This window comes from Pseudomonas sp. MDT2-39-1 (genome assembly GCF_054898085.1).
Map to the genome: position 1 here is coordinate 2,635,873 of NZ_CM142716.1, position 16,829 is coordinate 2,652,701.

General features: G+C 59.4%; 16 protein-coding genes. 11 read left to right on the plus strand and 5 right to left on the minus strand.

What is annotated here, in order from left to right:
- Nucleotides 1-142: 142 nt before the first annotated feature.
- The 8 genes from ACYZTM_RS12690 to ACYZTM_RS12725 all read left to right on the plus strand — a co-directional run bounded on the left by ACYZTM_RS12690 (nt 143) and on the right by ACYZTM_RS12725 (nt 9,459).
- Entirely contained in the window at nt 143-2,083 is a 1,941-nt protein-coding gene (locus ACYZTM_RS12690) for a putative nucleotidyltransferase substrate binding domain-containing protein (RefSeq protein ID WP_461989134.1), read from the plus strand.
- Nucleotides 2,080-2,787 carry a 3'-5' exonuclease gene (locus ACYZTM_RS12695; protein ID WP_131060950.1) on the plus strand — a complete coding sequence of 236 codons (708 nt, stop codon included), beginning with the start codon at nt 2,080-2,082 and terminating at the stop codon, nt 2,785-2,787. The genes ACYZTM_RS12690 and ACYZTM_RS12695 overlap by 4 nt, the downstream gene beginning before the upstream one ends.
- A 238-nt stretch (nt 2,788-3,025) precedes the next feature.
- Nucleotides 3,026-3,544 (plus strand): RNA polymerase sigma factor, encoded by a 519-nt coding sequence (locus ACYZTM_RS12700; protein WP_131060949.1) that lies wholly within the window; start codon nt 3,026-3,028, stop codon nt 3,542-3,544.
- Nucleotides 3,541-4,512, plus strand: coding sequence for a FecR domain-containing protein (locus ACYZTM_RS12705; protein ID WP_461988871.1), 972 nt, complete (start codon nt 3,541-3,543; stop codon nt 4,510-4,512). Before ACYZTM_RS12700 ends, ACYZTM_RS12705 begins: the two co-directional genes overlap by 4 nt.
- Before the next feature lie 262 nt (nt 4,513-4,774).
- Entirely contained in the window at nt 4,775-7,201 is a 2,427-nt protein-coding gene (locus ACYZTM_RS12710) for a TonB-dependent siderophore receptor (RefSeq protein ID WP_131060947.1), read from the plus strand.
- Nucleotides 7,202-7,274: 73 nt separating this feature from the next.
- Nucleotides 7,275-8,405: a PepSY-associated TM helix domain-containing protein gene (locus ACYZTM_RS12715; RefSeq protein ID WP_131060946.1), complete on the plus strand. Its 1,131-nt coding sequence runs from the start codon at nt 7,275-7,277 to the stop codon at nt 8,403-8,405.
- Entirely contained in the window at nt 8,402-8,581 is a 180-nt protein-coding gene (locus ACYZTM_RS12720) for a hypothetical protein (protein WP_010467072.1), read from the plus strand. The genes ACYZTM_RS12715 and ACYZTM_RS12720 overlap by 4 nt, the downstream gene beginning before the upstream one ends.
- Before the next feature lie 248 nt (nt 8,582-8,829).
- The gene (locus ACYZTM_RS12725; protein WP_131060945.1) at nt 8,830-9,459 is read left to right on the plus strand and encodes a glutathione S-transferase; all 630 of its coding nucleotides are present in this window, start codon (nt 8,830-8,832) and stop codon (nt 9,457-9,459) included.
- 210 nt (nt 9,460-9,669) lie between these two features.
- On the opposite strand, the gene creD is transcribed toward ACYZTM_RS12725, so the two are convergent.
- The 4 genes from creD to rloA2 all read right to left on the minus strand — a co-directional run bounded on the left by creD (nt 9,670) and on the right by rloA2 (nt 13,907).
- Complete coding sequence (creD, locus tag ACYZTM_RS12730) at nt 9,670-11,040, minus strand: cell envelope integrity protein CreD (RefSeq protein ID WP_131060944.1); 1,371 nt, start codon at nt 11,038-11,040, stop codon at nt 9,670-9,672.
- A 202-nt stretch (nt 11,041-11,242) separates the two neighbouring features.
- Nucleotides 11,243-12,661 (minus strand): two-component system sensor histidine kinase CreC, encoded by a 1,419-nt coding sequence (creC, locus tag ACYZTM_RS12735; protein WP_461988872.1) that lies wholly within the window; start codon nt 12,659-12,661, stop codon nt 11,243-11,245.
- Complete coding sequence (gene creB, locus ACYZTM_RS12740; RefSeq protein ID WP_131060667.1) at nt 12,661-13,341, minus strand: two-component system response regulator CreB; 681 nt, start codon at nt 13,339-13,341, stop codon at nt 12,661-12,663. Before creB ends, creC begins: the two co-directional genes overlap by 1 nt.
- A 59-nt stretch (nt 13,342-13,400) precedes the next feature.
- Nucleotides 13,401-13,907 carry a retropepsin-like aspartic peptidase RloA2 gene (gene rloA2 / locus ACYZTM_RS12745; RefSeq protein ID WP_165557454.1) on the minus strand — a complete coding sequence of 169 codons (507 nt, stop codon included), beginning with the start codon at nt 13,905-13,907 and terminating at the stop codon, nt 13,401-13,403.
- A gap of 291 nt (nt 13,908-14,198) precedes the next feature.
- Between rloA2 and ACYZTM_RS12750 the strand changes: the two genes are divergently transcribed.
- A complete protein-coding gene (locus ACYZTM_RS12750; RefSeq protein ID WP_131060665.1) occupies nt 14,199-15,086 on the plus strand; it encodes an acyltransferase in 888 nt (295 codons plus the stop codon).
- 1 nt (nt 15,087) lies between these two features.
- Here the strand turns inward: ACYZTM_RS12750 and ACYZTM_RS12755 are convergent, their stop codons facing one another.
- Nucleotides 15,088-15,645, minus strand: coding sequence for a DUF2780 domain-containing protein (locus ACYZTM_RS12755; RefSeq protein ID WP_131060664.1), 558 nt, complete (start codon nt 15,643-15,645; stop codon nt 15,088-15,090).
- A 299-nt stretch (nt 15,646-15,944) separates the two neighbouring features.
- On the opposite strand from ACYZTM_RS12755, the gene ACYZTM_RS12760 reads away from it, so the two are divergent.
- Both ACYZTM_RS12760 and ACYZTM_RS12765 read left to right on the plus strand, forming a co-directional pair.
- A complete protein-coding gene (locus tag ACYZTM_RS12760) occupies nt 15,945-16,157 on the plus strand; it encodes a cold-shock protein (protein ID WP_131060672.1) in 213 nt (70 codons plus the stop codon).
- A gap of 239 nt (nt 16,158-16,396) precedes the next feature.
- Nucleotides 16,397-16,810 carry a hypothetical protein gene (locus tag ACYZTM_RS12765; protein WP_461988873.1) on the plus strand — a complete coding sequence of 138 codons (414 nt, stop codon included), beginning with the start codon at nt 16,397-16,399 and terminating at the stop codon, nt 16,808-16,810.
- Nucleotides 16,811-16,829 lie beyond the last annotated feature (19 nt).

The following is a 16,829-nucleotide window of genomic DNA, read 5'->3' on the forward strand; positions in this document are numbered from 1 at the left end:
TTTCCCGCATTTGCGTCAGACATTTCCTAACTTCCGACGCCTGCAACGCCCGACCTAGACTTACGTCCAATGGGCACCCTGCCCGCAGGGGCCGACCATGGCTAAGTCATCCGACAACAACAATTCAAAAAAGACTGCGGTCATGGTTATGAGTAAAGCGGACGCCTTCACACAGGCAGGGAAAACCGCGGTGTTGCAGAACATCCAGGGCACTTTGCAATTCCTCCAGCGCTTCCCGCCCTTCAATCAAATGGAACACGCTCACCTGGCGTACCTGGTCGAACAATGTCAGATGCGTTTCTACGCCCCTGGCGAGAGCATCATCAAACCTGCCGATGGGCCGGTTGAACATTTCTACATCGTCAAACAAGGCCGGGTCGTGGGTGAACGTCCCCACACGGCCAAGGGCGGTACCGAAACCACCTTCGAAATCACCACCGGCGAGTGTTTCCCCCTCGCCGCGCTGCTGGGCGAGCGCGCGACCCGCACCGAACACCTGGCCGCCGAAGACACCTTTTGCCTACAGCTGAACAAGCTGGCGTTCATCAAACTGTTCGCACTTTCCACAACGTTTCGCGACTTTGCCCTACGCGGTGTCAGCAGCCTGCTGGATCAGGTCAATCAGCAAGTCCAGCAAAAAGCCGTGGAAACCCTCGGCACTCAATACTCGCTGAATACGCGACTGGGCGAATTGGCCATGCGCCATCCGGTGACGTGCAGCCCCGCCACGCCGTTGCGTGAGGCCGTGACCCAGATGCACGAGCAGCAGGTCGGCAGCATCGTGATTGTCGACGAGCAGAAAGCCCCGCTGGGCATTTTCACCCTGCGCGACCTGCGCCATGTGGTGGCCGAGGGCACTAACGACTTCAACGAAGCGATTGAGCGTCACATGACCCAGGCGCCGTTTTTCCTGTCGCCGGACCACAGCGCCTTCGATGCGGCAATCGCCATGACCGAGCGACACATCGCCCACGTCTGCCTGGTGAAAGACCGTCGTCTGTGTGGCGTGGTGTCCGAGCGGGATCTGTTTTCCCTGCAGCGGGTCGACCTGGTGCACCTGGCGCGGACCATTCGCAGCGCGCAGAAACTGGAAAATCTGGTGGCGATGCGTGGCGAGATCGGCCAACTGGTCGAGCGCATGCTGGCGCACGGTGCCTCTTCGACCCAGATCACTCACATCATCACGCTGCTCAACGATCACACCGTGTGCAGGGTGATCGAACTGACCCTCGCCGAGAAAGGTGACCCCGGCATTCCATTCAGCTGGCTGTGCTTTGGTAGCGAAGGCCGCCGCGAACAGACGCTGCACACCGATCAGGACAACGGCATTCTGTTCGAAGCCCGGGACGCGGCGCATGCCGCTGAAATTCGCGGCAAATTACTGCCCATTGCCCAGCAGATCAACCAGAGCCTGGCGCTCTGCGGCTTCACGCTGTGCAAGGGCAACATCATGGCCGGCAACCCCGAATTGTGTTTGTCCCGGGCCGAATGGGCGCGGCGCTTTGCGGCGTTTATTCGTGAGGCGACGCCGGAAAACCTGCTGGGTTCGAGCATCTATTTCGACTTGCGCGTGGTCTGGGGCGACGAGCAAGGCTGCGAGCAGCTGCGTCAGGGAATTCTCGATCAGGTGAATGACAATCGGCTGTTCCAGCGGATGATGGCCGAGAACGCCCTGCGCAATCGTCCGCCCGTAGGACGTTTCCGTGAGTTCGTACTGGCTCGCAAGAATGGCGAGAAAGCCACGCTGGATCTAAAGGTTCAGGGGCTGACGCCGTTCGTCGACGGCGCGCGCTTGCTGGCCTTGGCCCACGGCATAGACACCAACAATACCCTGGAGCGCTTCCGTGAATTGGTGGCCAAAGAGGTCATTGAACGGCTGGACGGCGCCGCGTATGAAGAGGCCTACCACTTCATCCAGCAAACCCGCATGCAGCAGCATCAGCTACAGACCCGAGAGAATTTGCCCTACTCCAACCGGGTCGATCCGGACAGCCTCAATCATCTTGACCGACGGATCCTGCGTGAATCCCTGCGCCAGGCTCAACGCCTGCAAAGCAGCCTGGCCCTGCGGTATCAGCTATGAGCCTGTTTTCCTGGCTGCGCCCGGCCATTCCAATCCTGCCCGGCGAACTGCAACAACGCCTGGAACGCTTGCCTGTAGTAGCCGAGTTGAGCGAATGCAGCCTGCGCGAGCAGCGCTGGGTGGTGCTCGACCTGGAAACCACCGGGCTGAACCTGAACAAGGACCGGGTGTTGTCCATCGGTGCGGTGGTGATCGAGGACGGCGCGATTGATTTCAGCCAGCAGTTCGAACGTACGCTGCAATGCGTCGATATGAAGGTGGGGCCCAGCGTGTTGATTCATGGTCTGGGACCGAGTGCGATTGCCGCCGGCAGCGATCCGGGGCTGGCGCTGCTCGAGCTTATGGAGTTCGTAGGAGACAGTCCGGTGCTGGCGTTTCATGCGCCATTCGATCAACACATGCTTGGGCGCTCGCTGAAAGACCATTTGGGCTACAAATTGCAGCATCCGTTTCTTGATGTAGCGGACATCGCACCGCTGCTGTGTCCTCAGGCGCACATTCGCGATGCCGGGCTGGATGAGTGGATCGACTGGTTCAAGCTGGAAGTCTTTGAACGCCACAATGCCAGCGCTGATGCGCTGGCGACGGCGGAACTGGCGCTGATTCTGTTCAGCCGGGCGCGGCAGCAGCAGATTCATAGCCCGTTGAATCTGCAACAGCGGTTGAGTCAGTGGAAACGGCGGCAGCGGGCGCCGTCCTTCTAAATCTCCGGCGACTGTTCCGGCCCCTTCGCGGGCAAGCCTCGCTCCTACGGGTCATCGTCAATTCTGGAATTGCGCATAACCTGTGGAGCGAGCGGGCGGCGTTCCGACTTGCCCGCGAAGAACGATGGCACGGTCTCGCTAAAACCACCTGACCAGTGGCCAATTGCTTACCTCTCCCGCCTCTGCCACAATCGCGAACAATTCTCGTTAGTTAACACTTCCCAATCGGTGATGTTGCGTGTCGTCAGTCCAAAGCCCTCAAAGTGAGCTCGTTGGTGCGTTGTATCGCGACCATCGCGGTTGGCTATTGGCTTGGCTGCGACGCAATGTGGCCTGTCCGCAACGGGCCGAAGACCTCAGTCAGGACACCTTCGTGCGGCTGCTGGGCCGTGATGAGCTGAAGGAGCCTCGCGAACCGCGGGCGTTTCTGGTGGCGATCGCCAAGGGCTTGCTGTTCGACTATTTCCGTCGCGCAGCGCTGGAACAGGCCTACCTCACCGAGCTGATGCTGATCCCCGAAGGCGAACAACCGTCGGTGGAAGAACAGCAGCTGATCCTCGAAGACCTGAAAAACATCGACCGCCTGCTCGGCAAGCTTTCAAACAAGGCCCGGGCAGCGTTTCTCTATAACCGTCTCGACGGCCTCGGCCACGCGGAAATTGCCGAGCGTCTGGGCGTGTCGGTGCCTCGGGTTCGCCAATACCTGGCCCAAGGCATTCGTCAGTGCTACATCGCGCTGTACGGTGAGCCGGTATGAGCTCGGTCAGCTCCAAACCGGTTTCAGCTCAAGTGCTGGATGCCGCGATTGCCTGGCAATTGTCCCTGGATTCCGGCACCCCGGTGGAGCGCGAAGAGTTCGCCAAATGGCACGCCGCCCACGAAGAACACGCCCGGGCCTGGCGCCAGCTGGGCATGCTCGACCAACGTTTCAGCGTCGCCAGCGGCCCGGCTCGCACGGCGTTACTGCAATCGCGTGAAAGCATCCGCCGACGGGTACGCAAGCTCGGCAGTGGCCTGGCAAGCATCGTCGCGGTGATCGGGTTGGCGCTGTTCGCCGGTGATCGTTATCTGCCCATCGACTATTGGCTGGCCGATCAGCGCACCGCCACTGGCGAGCAGCGCACCCTGCGCCTGACTGACGGCACGCTGATCAACCTCAACACCCACAGCGCCGTGGACGTGCGCTTCGATGAGAAGCAGCGGCTGATCATCCTTCAGGAAGGGGAAATTCTCGTCGAAACCGGTCACGGCGATGCCCGGCCGTTTATCGTCGAAACCCGTGAAGGCAGCCTGCGCGCGCTGGGCACGCGGTTTCTGGTCAAGCGCGAGGATGACGGCACGCGACTGAGCGTGTTGCAGTCCGCGGTGGCCGCCCATCCGGAGTCGAGTCCTGAAGAGCAGATCCTGCGTGAAGGCCAACAAGTGCTGATGCGCAGCAATGGCCTGGGTCCCATCGTCGCGCTGAACCTCGGCGCCGATGCCTGGACCCGCGGCATGCTGGTGGTGGACAACGCACGACTGGAAGATCTGGTGCACGAACTCGGCCGTTATCGGCGCGGGCACTTGGGTGTTGCACCGGAGGTTGCTGACCTGCGGATCACCGGCAGCTTCCCGCTGCACGACACCGACAAGGCCCTGAGCGCGTTGCTGCCGACCCTGCCGGTGCAGATCGAACAGCACACGCCGTGGTGGGTGACGGTGGCGAAGGCTGAGACCAAGCCCTGAGATGTTTGTTGTCTGAGCGGGCGCCTTCGCGGGCAAGTCGGAACGCCGCCCGCTCGCTCCTACAAGTTTTGTGTCGATCTGTGGAACGGCGACATCCTGTAGGAGCGAGGCTTGCCCGCGAAGAGGCCCTCAACATCAGCACATCTCTCGAATCAGCCCACTCACTTACTGAATCTAAATTATTTTCATCCAGCCCTATCACTTTTGGATTCTCGTTCGGCACCTAGGCAATTGAGAAATATTTCCATTCAGGAACCGCTGTATGTCCCGTTCGCTAGACACCTTGTTGCGCCCCAGCTTGCTGGCAGTCGCCATTGCCCTTTGCGCCCCGCTGGCCAGCAGTCAGCTGATGGCCGCCGAACAGGCGTCCAGCGTTCGCGCCTACAACCTGCCGGCCGCGCCATTGGCCAGCACCCTGAACCAGATCGCCAGCCAGGCGGGCCTGGCACTGTCGTTGAATCCATCGCTGGCAGCAGGCAAGACCTCCGCTCCGGTCAAGGGTCAGTTCGACGCGACCGGCGCCCTGCGGGAAGCCCTGCGCGGCACCGGTCTGCAACTGGAACAAAGCAGCGCCGGCACCTATAGCCTGGTCGCCATTCCCGAGGGCACGCTGGCCCTGCCGGAAACCGCCGTCATCGGTGTCGAAAATACTGAAAGCGCCTGGGGCCCGGTGGAAGGCTACGTCGCCACGCGCACCGCCGCCGGCACCAAGACCGATACCGCACTGGTCGAAGCGCCGCGCTCGATTTCGGTCGCCACTCGCCAGCAAATGGAAGATCGCAATGTGCAGAACCTCGATGACGCCGTGCGCTACATGCCCGGCATCGTCGCCAGCAGCTACGGCAGCGACACCCGCGCCGACTGGCTGCGCGTACGGGGTTTCGAACCGACCCAGTTCCTCGATGGCCTGCCTCTGCCAAAAGGCACGTACGCCAACCCGAAACAGGAAACCTGGAACCTCGATCGCCTCGCCCTGCTGCGCGGCCCGGCGTCGTCGGTCTACGGCCAGACGCCGCCGGGCGGCCTGCTCGACATGGTCAGCCGCCGTCCCACCGCCGAAGACAGCCATGAGATTCAGCTGCAATACGGCAGCGACAATCAGCGCCAGATCAACTTCGCCAGCACCGGCAAGATCGATGACAAAGGCCAGTTCCTCTACAGCCTCAGCGGCGTGGTACGCGACAGTGGCACGCAGATCGACCACGTCGACAACAAGCGCTACAACATCGCGCCGAGCCTGACCTGGAACATCGACGAAGACACCAGGTTCACCTTGCTCACGCAATTCACCCGTGACGATACGGGCATCACCAGCCAGTTCCTGCCGGTGCAAGGCACCAAGATCGACATGCCGTTCGGCAAGGTTTCTCATCACAAGAACCTCGGCGACCCGGATTGGGAATACTACGACCGCACCTACTACGCGCTGGGCTACGCGTTCGAACATCGCTTGAACGACGTCTGGCAGTTCAAGCAGAACCTGCGTTACACCAAATCGGATCTGTCGTTCCAGGGACTCACTGTCGGCTCGTATCCGTTCACCCAAGTGGATAACGAAGGCAACGTCGGTCGCACCAGCACCACAGTCGATGAGGACATCAGCCAGTTCGCCGTGGATAACAATTTCCAGGCCGACTTCGCCACCGGCGATATCCGCCACACCCTGTTGCTGGGCCTGGACCACCAGCGCAGCAACACCAACTACACCTCGATTTTCGGCGACGGGTTGACCACCAACATCAACAACCCGATTTATGGCCAGCCAATCGTTCGTCCACCGCGCTCCACCGCGTTCTACGACTACAACCAGAAGACCTACCAGACCGGCCTTTACGTGCAGGATCAAATGGCCCTCGACCAATGGCGTCTGACCGTCGGCGGACGTGAGGACTGGGTCCACACCAGCACCGAGTTCTTCAACAAGGGCGATGCCACCAACACCGAACGCGACAAGGCTTTCAGCGGCAACGCGGCGATCAGCTATGTGTTTGACTCAGGCTTCGTGCCGTACCTGTCGTACGCCGAATCCTTCCAGCCCACCACCGGCGCATCGGCTTCCAGCACCGAGTCGTTCAAGCCTACCGAAGGCAAACAGTGGGAATTGGGCATCAAGTACCAGCCACCGGGCAGCAACACCCTGCTCAGCGCGGCGGTGTATGACCTGACCCAGAAAAACGTCTCGGTCACCACCACCGTTGGTGCCACGCCAATCACCAGCCAGACCGGCGAAGTGAAGGTCAAGGGCCTGGAGCTGGAAGCGGTGTCCGACGTCACCGAAAACTTGAAGATCATCGCTGCCTACACCTTGGCCAAGTCCGAAGTGCAGAAAGGCGACAACAAGGGCAACCGTCTGCAACTGATGCCTAACCAACAGGCTTCGCTGTGGGCCGATTACACCTGGCACAACGGCGTGCTGGACGGCTTCGGCATTGGTGCCGGCGCTCGCTATACCGGCAACACCTACGGCGACCAGGCCAATACCTTTTTGGGCAAGGCCGATGCCTATACCGTGTTCGACGCCGCCGTCCATTACGACCTCGGCCGGCTGGACAACAGCCTGAAAGGCGCGTCGTTGGCGCTTAACGCCACCAACCTGCTGGACAAGGATTACATTTCCACGTGTGACAGTTTCTACTGCTACTACGGCGACCAGCGCAGCGTCGTCGCCAGTGCAACGTACAAGTGGTAATTGCCTGAGCTGAAACGCTCCAAAACCCAAGCCGTCCTTCGAGGACGGCTTTGGTATTTCTAAAGGCCATGAAATGAAAAGTAAAACAATTCGCCGCTGGTCGTTCGTCCACACCTGGACCAGTCTGATCTGCACGGTGTTTCTGCTGATGCTGGCGCTGACCGGCCTGCCGTTGATCTTTCACCACGAGATCGACCATCTGCTGGGCGATGCCGCCGAGTTGAAGCAAATGCCGGCGGACACCCCGCATCTGAATTTGCAGCAGTTGGTGCAGGCGGCTGAAAAACATCGCCCGGGCGAAGTCATGCAGTATTTCGGCTTTGACGAGGAAGAACCCAACGCGGCGATCGCCATCATGGCGGCCACCGCCGGTACCGAGCCGAACTCGTCGCACACTTTCATGCTCGATGCCCGCACCGGTGAAGCGCTGGAGATGCCGTCGGCCAACGGCGGTTTCATGATGGTGATGCTGCGTCTGCACGTGGACATGTTTGCCGGTCTGCCGGGTAAGTTACTGCTGGCGTTTATGGGGCTGATGTTTGTCGTGGCGATTGTTTCCGGGACGGTGATGTACCTGCCGTTCATGCGTCGCTTGAAATTCGCCACCGTGCGCCAGGACAAATCCACCCGCCTGCGCTGGCTGGATCTGCATAACCTGATCGGCGTGGTCACCCTGACCTGGGCGCTGGTGGTCGGCGTCACTGGCGTGATCAGTGCCTGCGCCGACCTGCTGATCGCCGCATGGCGCAATGACGCCCTGAGCGCGATGATCGCGCCGTACCGCGATGCACCACCGCTGACGCAATTGGCGCCCGCGACCCGTTTGCTCGACATCGCCAAAGAAGTCGCGCCGGGCATGCAAACCGATTTCATTGCCTTCCCCGGCACACGGTTTTCCAGCGAACACCATTACGCCGTGTTCATGAAGGGCAGCACCCACCTGACTTCGCACTTGCTGACCCCTGTGCTGATCGACGCCAGTACCCTGCACGTCACGGCGGTGGCCGAACGACCGTGGTACATGGACGCCATGGGCGTGTCACAACCCCTGCACTTTGGTGATTACGGCGGCATGCCGATGAAAATCCTCTGGGCGACCCTGGATGTGCTGACCATCATCGTGCTCGGTAGTGGGGTTTATCTGTGGGTGGTGCGGCGCAAGGCAGCGAAACCTGTACTCGAACAAGCTGAGGTTCAAGCATGAGGCCGCGACAGTCGAACTTCTGGAAAGTCTTCGCCACGCCTACCGTGATCGCCCTGCTCAGCGCCGCAGGGTTATTCGCCGCATTGCTGGGCGATGGCGTGTGGGACGCCTTGAGCTGGCTCGGCCTGGGCGTCCCTGCCGTGCTTGCCTTGCGCGGCCTGCTGCAACGCCGATGATCTGACGGGTTTTTTGTAGCAGCTGTCGAGACGACAGTCATATGGTGACGCCCTCCCCCGCCCGTCGCCTCAACCTGCGTTTGCGGCCAAGGAGCGTTCGGTCGCGATCGCTGAATGTAAGGACCTCATCGTCGGAACGCCGCCCGGAGCAAGCTCGCTCTCACAGGGGATATGCGTGCGTTGGTCATCTTGAGCTATTGCTTCAACGCGCTATGCTGCCCAGCACTGCCCAATACCGAGACGCTGCCATGTCCGCCCCCAGCATGACCCTGTTCCACAATTCGTTATCGCCCTTCGTTCGCAAAGTCATGGTGCTGCTGCACGAAACCGGTCAGACCGACCGCGTGGCGCTGCAAGACTGCGTGCTCACGCCGGTAAGCCCGGACCAGACCCTCAACGAAGACAACCCGCTGGGCAAGATCCCGGCCCTGCGCCTGGCCGACGGCAACGTCATCCATGACAGCCGGGTGATCCTCGATTACCTCGATCACCAACACGTCGGCAACCCGCTGATCCCTCGCGATGGCTCGGCACGCTGGCGGCGCCTTACCCTGGCCTCCCTGGCCGACGGCATCATGGATGCTTCGGTAATGGTTCGGTACGAAGTGGCCCTGCGCGCCCCGGAGAAACACTGGGACGCATGGCTCGATGGCCAGCGCGACAAGATTCGTCGCGCGCTGGCGCTGTTGGAGAAGGACGCGATTGCCGAGCTGACCAGCCATTTTGATGTGGCGGCGATCAGCGTGGCGTGTGCGTTGGGTTACCTCGACTTGCGCCATCCGGATCTGGGATGGCGCGAGGCGAATCCGCAGTTGGCGGCGTGGTATTTCGAGGTGAGTCAGCGGCCTTCGATGTTGGCGACGATGCCGAAGGTTTAGATCTTCGCTGGTTGTCAGGGCCTCTTCGCGAGCAAGCCCGCTCCCACCTTTGATCTGCTGTGTTCGAAGACTTTGTGTCCACTGGAGATCTAGTGTGGGAGCGGGCTTGCTCGCGAATGCACCACACGGAATCTAACGGAAACAACCCATGAATCAGCGTCGCCAACACCTCCCCTTCCCGCTGATCCTCGCGCAACCCCAGCGACCGGCTCATTCCACCGCTCCAATATCAAACGCCAGCGGCTTGGCCGACTTCTGCCCGATCCCGTACCAATCCAGCTTGCGGGTCAGCACCATGAACACGCCGAGCAAGCCGAACAGCAACAACGAGCCCATCAACAACGCGTAATCCTCGGCACTCAACAAGCCGTAGAGCAAGCCATACAGCGCCGCCAACCCCGCCGAAAAGCTCAAGCCGTGGCGCACGCTGCGCAGCACATGGCAGACATAGAAGCCGATCAGCAATACACAGCCGCCCGCCGATAACAGATAGGCCAGGGCAAATCCGATGTGCTCCGACAGCGACAGCAGCAACAGGTAGAAGAACGCCAGCGCCACGCCTACCAATGCATATTGCACCGGGTGCACCGCGAGGCTTTTCAGCACTTCGAAGAGGAAGAAGCCAGCGAAGGTCAGGACGATGAACAGCAACGCGTATTTGATCGCCCGATCACTCTTCAGGTACTGGTCCACCGGGTCGATGAAACTCACGCCAAAGCTGCGACCGTTGTACGCCTCACAACCACCACCGGACACGCAACTGCTCAGCGCTTCTTGCAGGTTGGTGGAGAAAAACGAGGTCTGCCAGTTAGCGGTAAAACCCTGATCGGTGACTTCACGCTGGGCCGGCAGGTAGTTGCCTATGAAGCTTGGATGCGGCCAGTTGGCGCTCAACGACACTTTGCTGGTCTTGCCCACTGGAAGGATCTGCAACTGACCGGTGCCTTGCAGCCGCAGGTCAAAACCGAAGGTCAATTCCGTCGCTTGTCTGGCATCCAGCGCCGGCAGCGTCACGTGTACACCCTCACCTAACCAGCCCACCTGAGTGCCCGGTACAAAGTCCAGACGCTGGTCGTTGAGTTCGAGTTTCAGGGCGTTTTCGATACCGCGAATGTCGCTGATGCCGACGGCCAAAAACGGCTGATCGAACTGGTAATCGGCGAAGTCTTCCTTGATGCCCAGTTGTGCCGGGACCGAGAAATGCCCGCTGATGCGGTTGTCGGCGTGGAACAGTCGCGCCTCATAAATACCTCGGGATCGCAGTTCGGTCTGTACTAGGCCGTCGAGTTCGAAGCGTTCCGGGAGGAAATACAGGCGACCGCGTTCTTCACCGACTTCCTGGTAGCGCTCGTTGGTTTTCTCGTTGAGTTTCCAGGTGCGCACCACTTTGCGATACGGCACCACCATCAGCGGTCCGCTCAGTTGTTGGCTGTAGCTGGAACTGCGGGCAATGTCTTCGAGCACACCGTCGCGCAGTTGCTGGCGGTCCTGGATGACGCCGTTGATCATCAGCAACGGGATGAGCAATAACAGAATAAGAAGGGCAATGGCCCCGAGTTTTATGGTCAGGCTGCGGTTCATGGGACTCTCCCTGTTTGGATGGGCAGAGTCTGGAATGGGTGTGTGGGGGATTTATGGGGGGAATATGGAGATTATGTGGAGACTGGGCCGGCCCCATCGAGCAAGCTCGCTCCCACATGGGTTCTACCGTGAATACAAAACCTGAGCCCCCCCACAGATCAACTGTGGGAGCGGGCTTGCTCGCGAAGGCCGCAACTCGGTCCTAAGCCAGGCGCAACCTGACTTCAACACCACCCTCGACATTGCCAATGCTCAACGACCCGCCATGCAACTTGACCACCTCTTCCACGAAGTTAAGCCCCAGCCCGGTGCTCTTGCGCCCACTGTCCGGACGCGGCAGCGAATAAAAACGCTCACTTAAACGCGGCAACGCATAGTCCGGAATCGCTTCGGCCTGGTTGAACAGTCTGAACTCGATCTGCTCCCCGACACGCTCGGCGCTGAATCGCAGCACACCCTTGGCAGGTGTGAAATCCAAAGCATTCTCCAGCAGATTCCCCACTGCCTGACGCAACAGAAACGGCTCGCCATGCAGATTCATGTCTGGTGCAATCCGCTGTTCCACGCGCAACTTTTTTCCTTCGATCCGCGCGGCCTGGGCGTTCAGCAACTCATTCACCAGACCTGCCAACGGCACCGCCACCCGCTCTTCCAGCCCTTGGCGCTGTTCAACCTGGGCGAGGTTCAGCAACCGTTCAATCAACTGCTGCATCCGCACACTTTCGCTGTCGATGTTGCTGACGAAACGTTGTTGCTGAGCCAACGGCATTTCACCTTGCAGCAACTCCGCCGCACCACGAATCGCCGCCAGTGGGCTTTTCAATTCATGGGTCAGGGTGTGCACATAACGCTCGACGTAGGCTTTGCCTTCCAGCTGCGTTCGCATCTGTTCCACCGCCGTCGCCAGTTGCTCCAGCTCCCCGCCACGATAATGCGGCACCTCGACGCGCCGGCCTTCACTCACCGCCTGCGCATAAGCCGTCAACCGCCGTAGCGCCGCGCTCAACCACCACGACAACAACGCGCCGAACAGCAGACCCAAGCCGATCAGCCCCGCGCCATAGGCGAGCAATCGACGTTCGGTGCGATCAACGTAAGGCTGCAACGAACTGTTGGGCTTGGCCACGGTGACCACGCCGATAATTTGGCCGTTGTCGCGAATCGGCGCGCCGACGTGCATCACTGAGGAGCTCGCATCGTTCGGATCGCTGCGGGTGGAACGCGCGCCGTATTCACCGCGCAACGTCAGGTAGACGTCGTTCCAGCGCGAGTAATCCTGCCCCACCGCTGCGCCACTGGAGTCCAGCGCCACGGTGCCTTTGGCGTCGGTGACGTAGATGCGGTGGTTGACCTGGTTCTTCGGCAAGCCCCAGATACTCGCCTTTGGCTGCCGCTCGCCGTAAGCCTTGAGCAGTTCGGGCCAGCGGTTCTGGTTGAGGGTGCCGGCCTTGAAGTCGTCGCGCAGGATCTCGGCCATCAGGTTGGCGGTGTCGACCAGAGTTTCTTCAGTGGACTGACGCACCCCAGGGCGGATTTCTTCCATCACGGTGTTGAGCACGAAGTAACCGGTCAGGCCGATGAACAGCACGTAGACCAGGAAGATCCGGATCCCCAACGGCATCAGTTGTGCCCCGGGCTGTAGCTGTAGCCGAGGCCGCGATGGGTCTGGATTGGCTCGGCGTCGGCCTTCACCAGACGCAATTTGGCGCGCACGCTTTTGATGTGGCTGTCGATGCTGCGCTCGTAACCGGCATCGGCGGCGACACCCAGCGCATCAAGCAACTGCTCGCGACTGAAGACCCGTTCGGGTTGTTCCAGCAGACATTGCAGCAGACGGAATTCGTGCCGCGTGAGGCTCAATGGCTGATTGCGGTAGCTGATCTGCACGCGTTCGCTGTCGATCCGAAACAACGTCGATGAGACTTCGGCCACCGGTCGCGGCGCCATGCGCTTGAGAATCGCCCGGACCCGCGCCGCGACTTCCCGCGGGCTGAACGGCTTGACCACGTAGTCGTCGGCGCCGATTTCCAGGCCCACCACGCGGTCGATTTCCGCATCACGGGCGCTGAGGAAGATCACCGGCACTTCACTGAAACGCCGCAGCTGCTTGCAGGTCTCAAAGCCGCTGATGTCCGGCAGGCCAATGTCGAGAATGATCAGGTCGGCCGGGGTCTGGCGCTGGTGCTCCAGCGCCGCCGCGCCGAGGCTCAACCAAGTGGTGGTGAACCCCTCGCCCTGCAACGCGAATATCAGGGTGTCGGCAATCGCCGCTTCGTCTTCGACTATCAGGATATGAGGCATGGCGTCCGAGCCCGGCAGTTAAGTGGGCGAACGGTGCCCCAAGCCTCACATTCCGTCAATCAGCAGTCGGGTTTGTCGGCCGTGAAACGCCGCGCCGGGTTTACCGCCGCGTTGAATTCACGCAAGGCCTTGGCACCGATCAACAACGGGTAATTGAAGCTGCTGCGGTCGGTGAGGTTGACCTCCACGGTGCGCTTGACGTTGCCCAGGCACAGTTCCAGATCGACCACCGGACGCTTGGTGGGCTCGATGGCCTCCTTGTCATCCTCGTCTTCTTCGGAGCGGGTCTTGATCTTGCTGATCCGCGCGACCTTGTGCTCGTAGACCTTGTTGCTCGCATCTTTGGTGGCGAGGCGGAAACGCACCCACTCGTCGCCGTCACGGGTGAAAGTTTCGATGTCCTTGGCCGACAGCGACGCCGTCAGGGCGCCGGTGTCCATTTTGGCTTTAAGGACTTCGCCGCCGATTTCCGGCAGCGCAATGTATTCGTAACGCCCGTACAGCGTCGGCTCAGCGGCCAGGACCGGCAGGGCCACGAGGGAAAGCAGTGCAAGGAGGGATTTCACGTAATGGGCATCCATAAGGAGTGGGCAGCGAGATTTTAGACCGTCAGTGAGCAATTCGTTCGTTCTTGAAATCTTTCGCGAGCAGGCTCGCTCCCACAGGGATCTCTGTCGTTCACAGATAATAGGTTCAACACACAAATCCTGTAGGTGCGAGCCTGCTCGCGATGGGGCCGGCATGATCACGGCAGGACCAGCATACCCACGCGAAGGTGAAACATTCGTCACCGCCGATTTGGCCTGTCGCCCGAAGCTGCTTATCATTGCGCGCCCAAATGCTTTCAAGAGTTACTTATGCGCCGCCTGCTCACCGGCTGTTTCGTTACCCTGCTGCTGTTGCTCAACACCTTGGTCCTGTTCGGGCCGCTGATGGTGTTTGCCCTGCTCAAACTGATCCTGCCCGGACGCTTTCGCGACTACGACTCGTGGGTGGTGATGTGGATCGCCGAAACCTGGGCCGAAATCGACAAGCTGATTTTCCGGTTGTGCATCCCCACCCAATGGGACATCCGTGGCGGCGATGACTTGCGCCGCGACACGGCGTACCTGGTGATCAGCAACCATCAATCCTGGGTCGATATCCCGGCGCTGATCCAGACACTCAACCGCCGTACACCGTTCTTCAAGTTCTTCCTCAAGAAAGAACTGATCTGGGTACCGTTTCTGGGCCTGGCATGGTGGGCCTTGGACTATCCGTTCATGAAGCGCTACACCAAGGCATTCCTGGCGAAACACCCTGAGTTGGCCGGGAAGGATCTGGACATCACCAAAGCGGCGTGCGAGCTGTACAAGCGTCAGCCGGTGACCGTGGTCAATTACCTGGAAGGCACCCGATACACCGCGGCGAAAAGCGCTCAGCAGCAGTCACCGTTCACTCACCTGCTCAAGCCCAAGGCCGGCGGCGTGGCGTTTGTATTGGCGGCAATGGGCGAACAGCTGGACGCCGTGCTCGATGTGACGGTGGTGTATCCGCAGCAGAAGATTCCGGGGTTTTGGGACTTGATCAGCGGCAACGTGCCGAAGGTTATTATCGATATCAAGACCCGCGAACTCGACCCGGCGCTGTGGCAAGGCGATTACGAAAACGATCCGGTGTTTCGCGAAACGATCCAGAACTGGGTCAACCAGCTCTGGATCGAGAAGGATCAACGCATCGACGCTTTACGCGCCGGGTATCGCTAGATCAACTACCGGTGCCGGCGCCCCAGATCCCGCCCAGGCTTTCCAGCAGCGAACCGCCAACGCCCTGCTGACCGAGGTACTGCAGAAGCACCGGGGCAAACTGGCCGATCATGCCGCTGTCCATCCCCAATGCGCTGAAAGCATTGTTCAGATCGTTAGTGTTCTTTACGGCGCCCAACGCGTTTTCCAGACCGGCCGATTTACCGGACGATCCGAGCAATCCAGCGAGGGCACCCAGTTGACCGCCGCCGGACAGCTTGTCGATACCCGGTACGCTTTTCGCCAATTCCGAATAGTCAGTCGAGCTCAACTGATTCTTGGCCAGCCCCAACATCGCCGCAGTGCCACCGACGGCTTGCTCGGGTTTTACATTCAACTGCGACGTCAGGGCGCCGAGCAGACCGGCAGTTTCCTGCGTCGGTGCGGCGGCAGTGGCTGCGTTACCGCCCTGCATGCTCGAGGCCGCTTTGGTCACATCTTCCAGGCTGAAACCGGCGAAGACCGGGCTGGCCGCGAGGGTCATCAGCGAAGCCAGTGCAAAACCGCGTGAAATCTTCATCCAGACATCCTCTTGCGCCATGAAAACCGCCCGTGAGCGGACGGGAAAACTGCCGGTTTGACCGGGGTTTGGGGGCGTCGTTCCTTATAGCCGTAGGCATTTTTACCACCGAATCGAAGTACATGTGCGCTATTAAAAATATTCTCATTACATCGAACTTATCTAAATACCTGTCAGATCTGACAGTTGCGACTCATCCGCAGCGCAACTTAAGCTTAATTCGTGACAACGGTAACTGGGTATTGGCCGCTACATAGCCGCTAACACCTCCTCGTTTCGAACACGTAGGAAGCATTAATATATCGAACAGACAAATAGGCACGGTTAAATGGTTCAGTGATACAGAGGGCTTTGGATTCATCACACCAAAAGACGGAGGCGATGATCTTTTCGTACATTTCAAAGCGATAGAATCAGGCGGTTACAACAGTTTCAATGAGGGACAAACCGTAAGTTTTGTTGCGGAAAAGGGGAGAACGGGAATGCAGGCTGTGCAGGTACGCGCTGAGTAAATACTCTATCAACTCCGTTTCGGCTCATTTCTATCGTTCCACTTCATTCGCAAACATGGACGCGGCGATCCAATGATCGCCGCGCATTGCTATTAGCCCAAGCACAGTTATTCAAATATCCTCTAAAAAACAAATAATGAAATAAAAAACGATCTAAAGAACTGTCAGATCTGACAGTTGGCGACAGATTTATATCTCCAAAGCATTAGCACTCCAACCATGTAACGGAGTACAACCCAATGTTTAAGAAACTAGCTTTCGGCGTTCTTACCACCTTGGCTCTGACGAGCACTGCCTATGCTGATACCTGCCCGTCCGCCGCGTCGTTTTATAAAGAAAATGGCGAATTCAAAGTGGCGGGACCGAATGGCCTGCTGACAGTTGACGTTGATCCAACCAGTGTTAGTGGAGATGATATTAAAAAACTGATATTTAGCGGCGCGCGTCTCAAAGACAAGGACAACAGCAATGCTAGAGTCGTCTGCCAATATTTAAGTACTCTATCTAAGGCAGATACAAGCGCATCGCTAGTCTTGGCAACAGGCAAGCCCACCCAACCTGATGGTGGTAACTGGAAGGGCGATGACTGTGATCCCAAGGCCGGAGACCAAGTGCGCATTCAAATAACATCTGAATGCCCTGATGTTCAATGAAAAAAGGCAACCCCAAAGG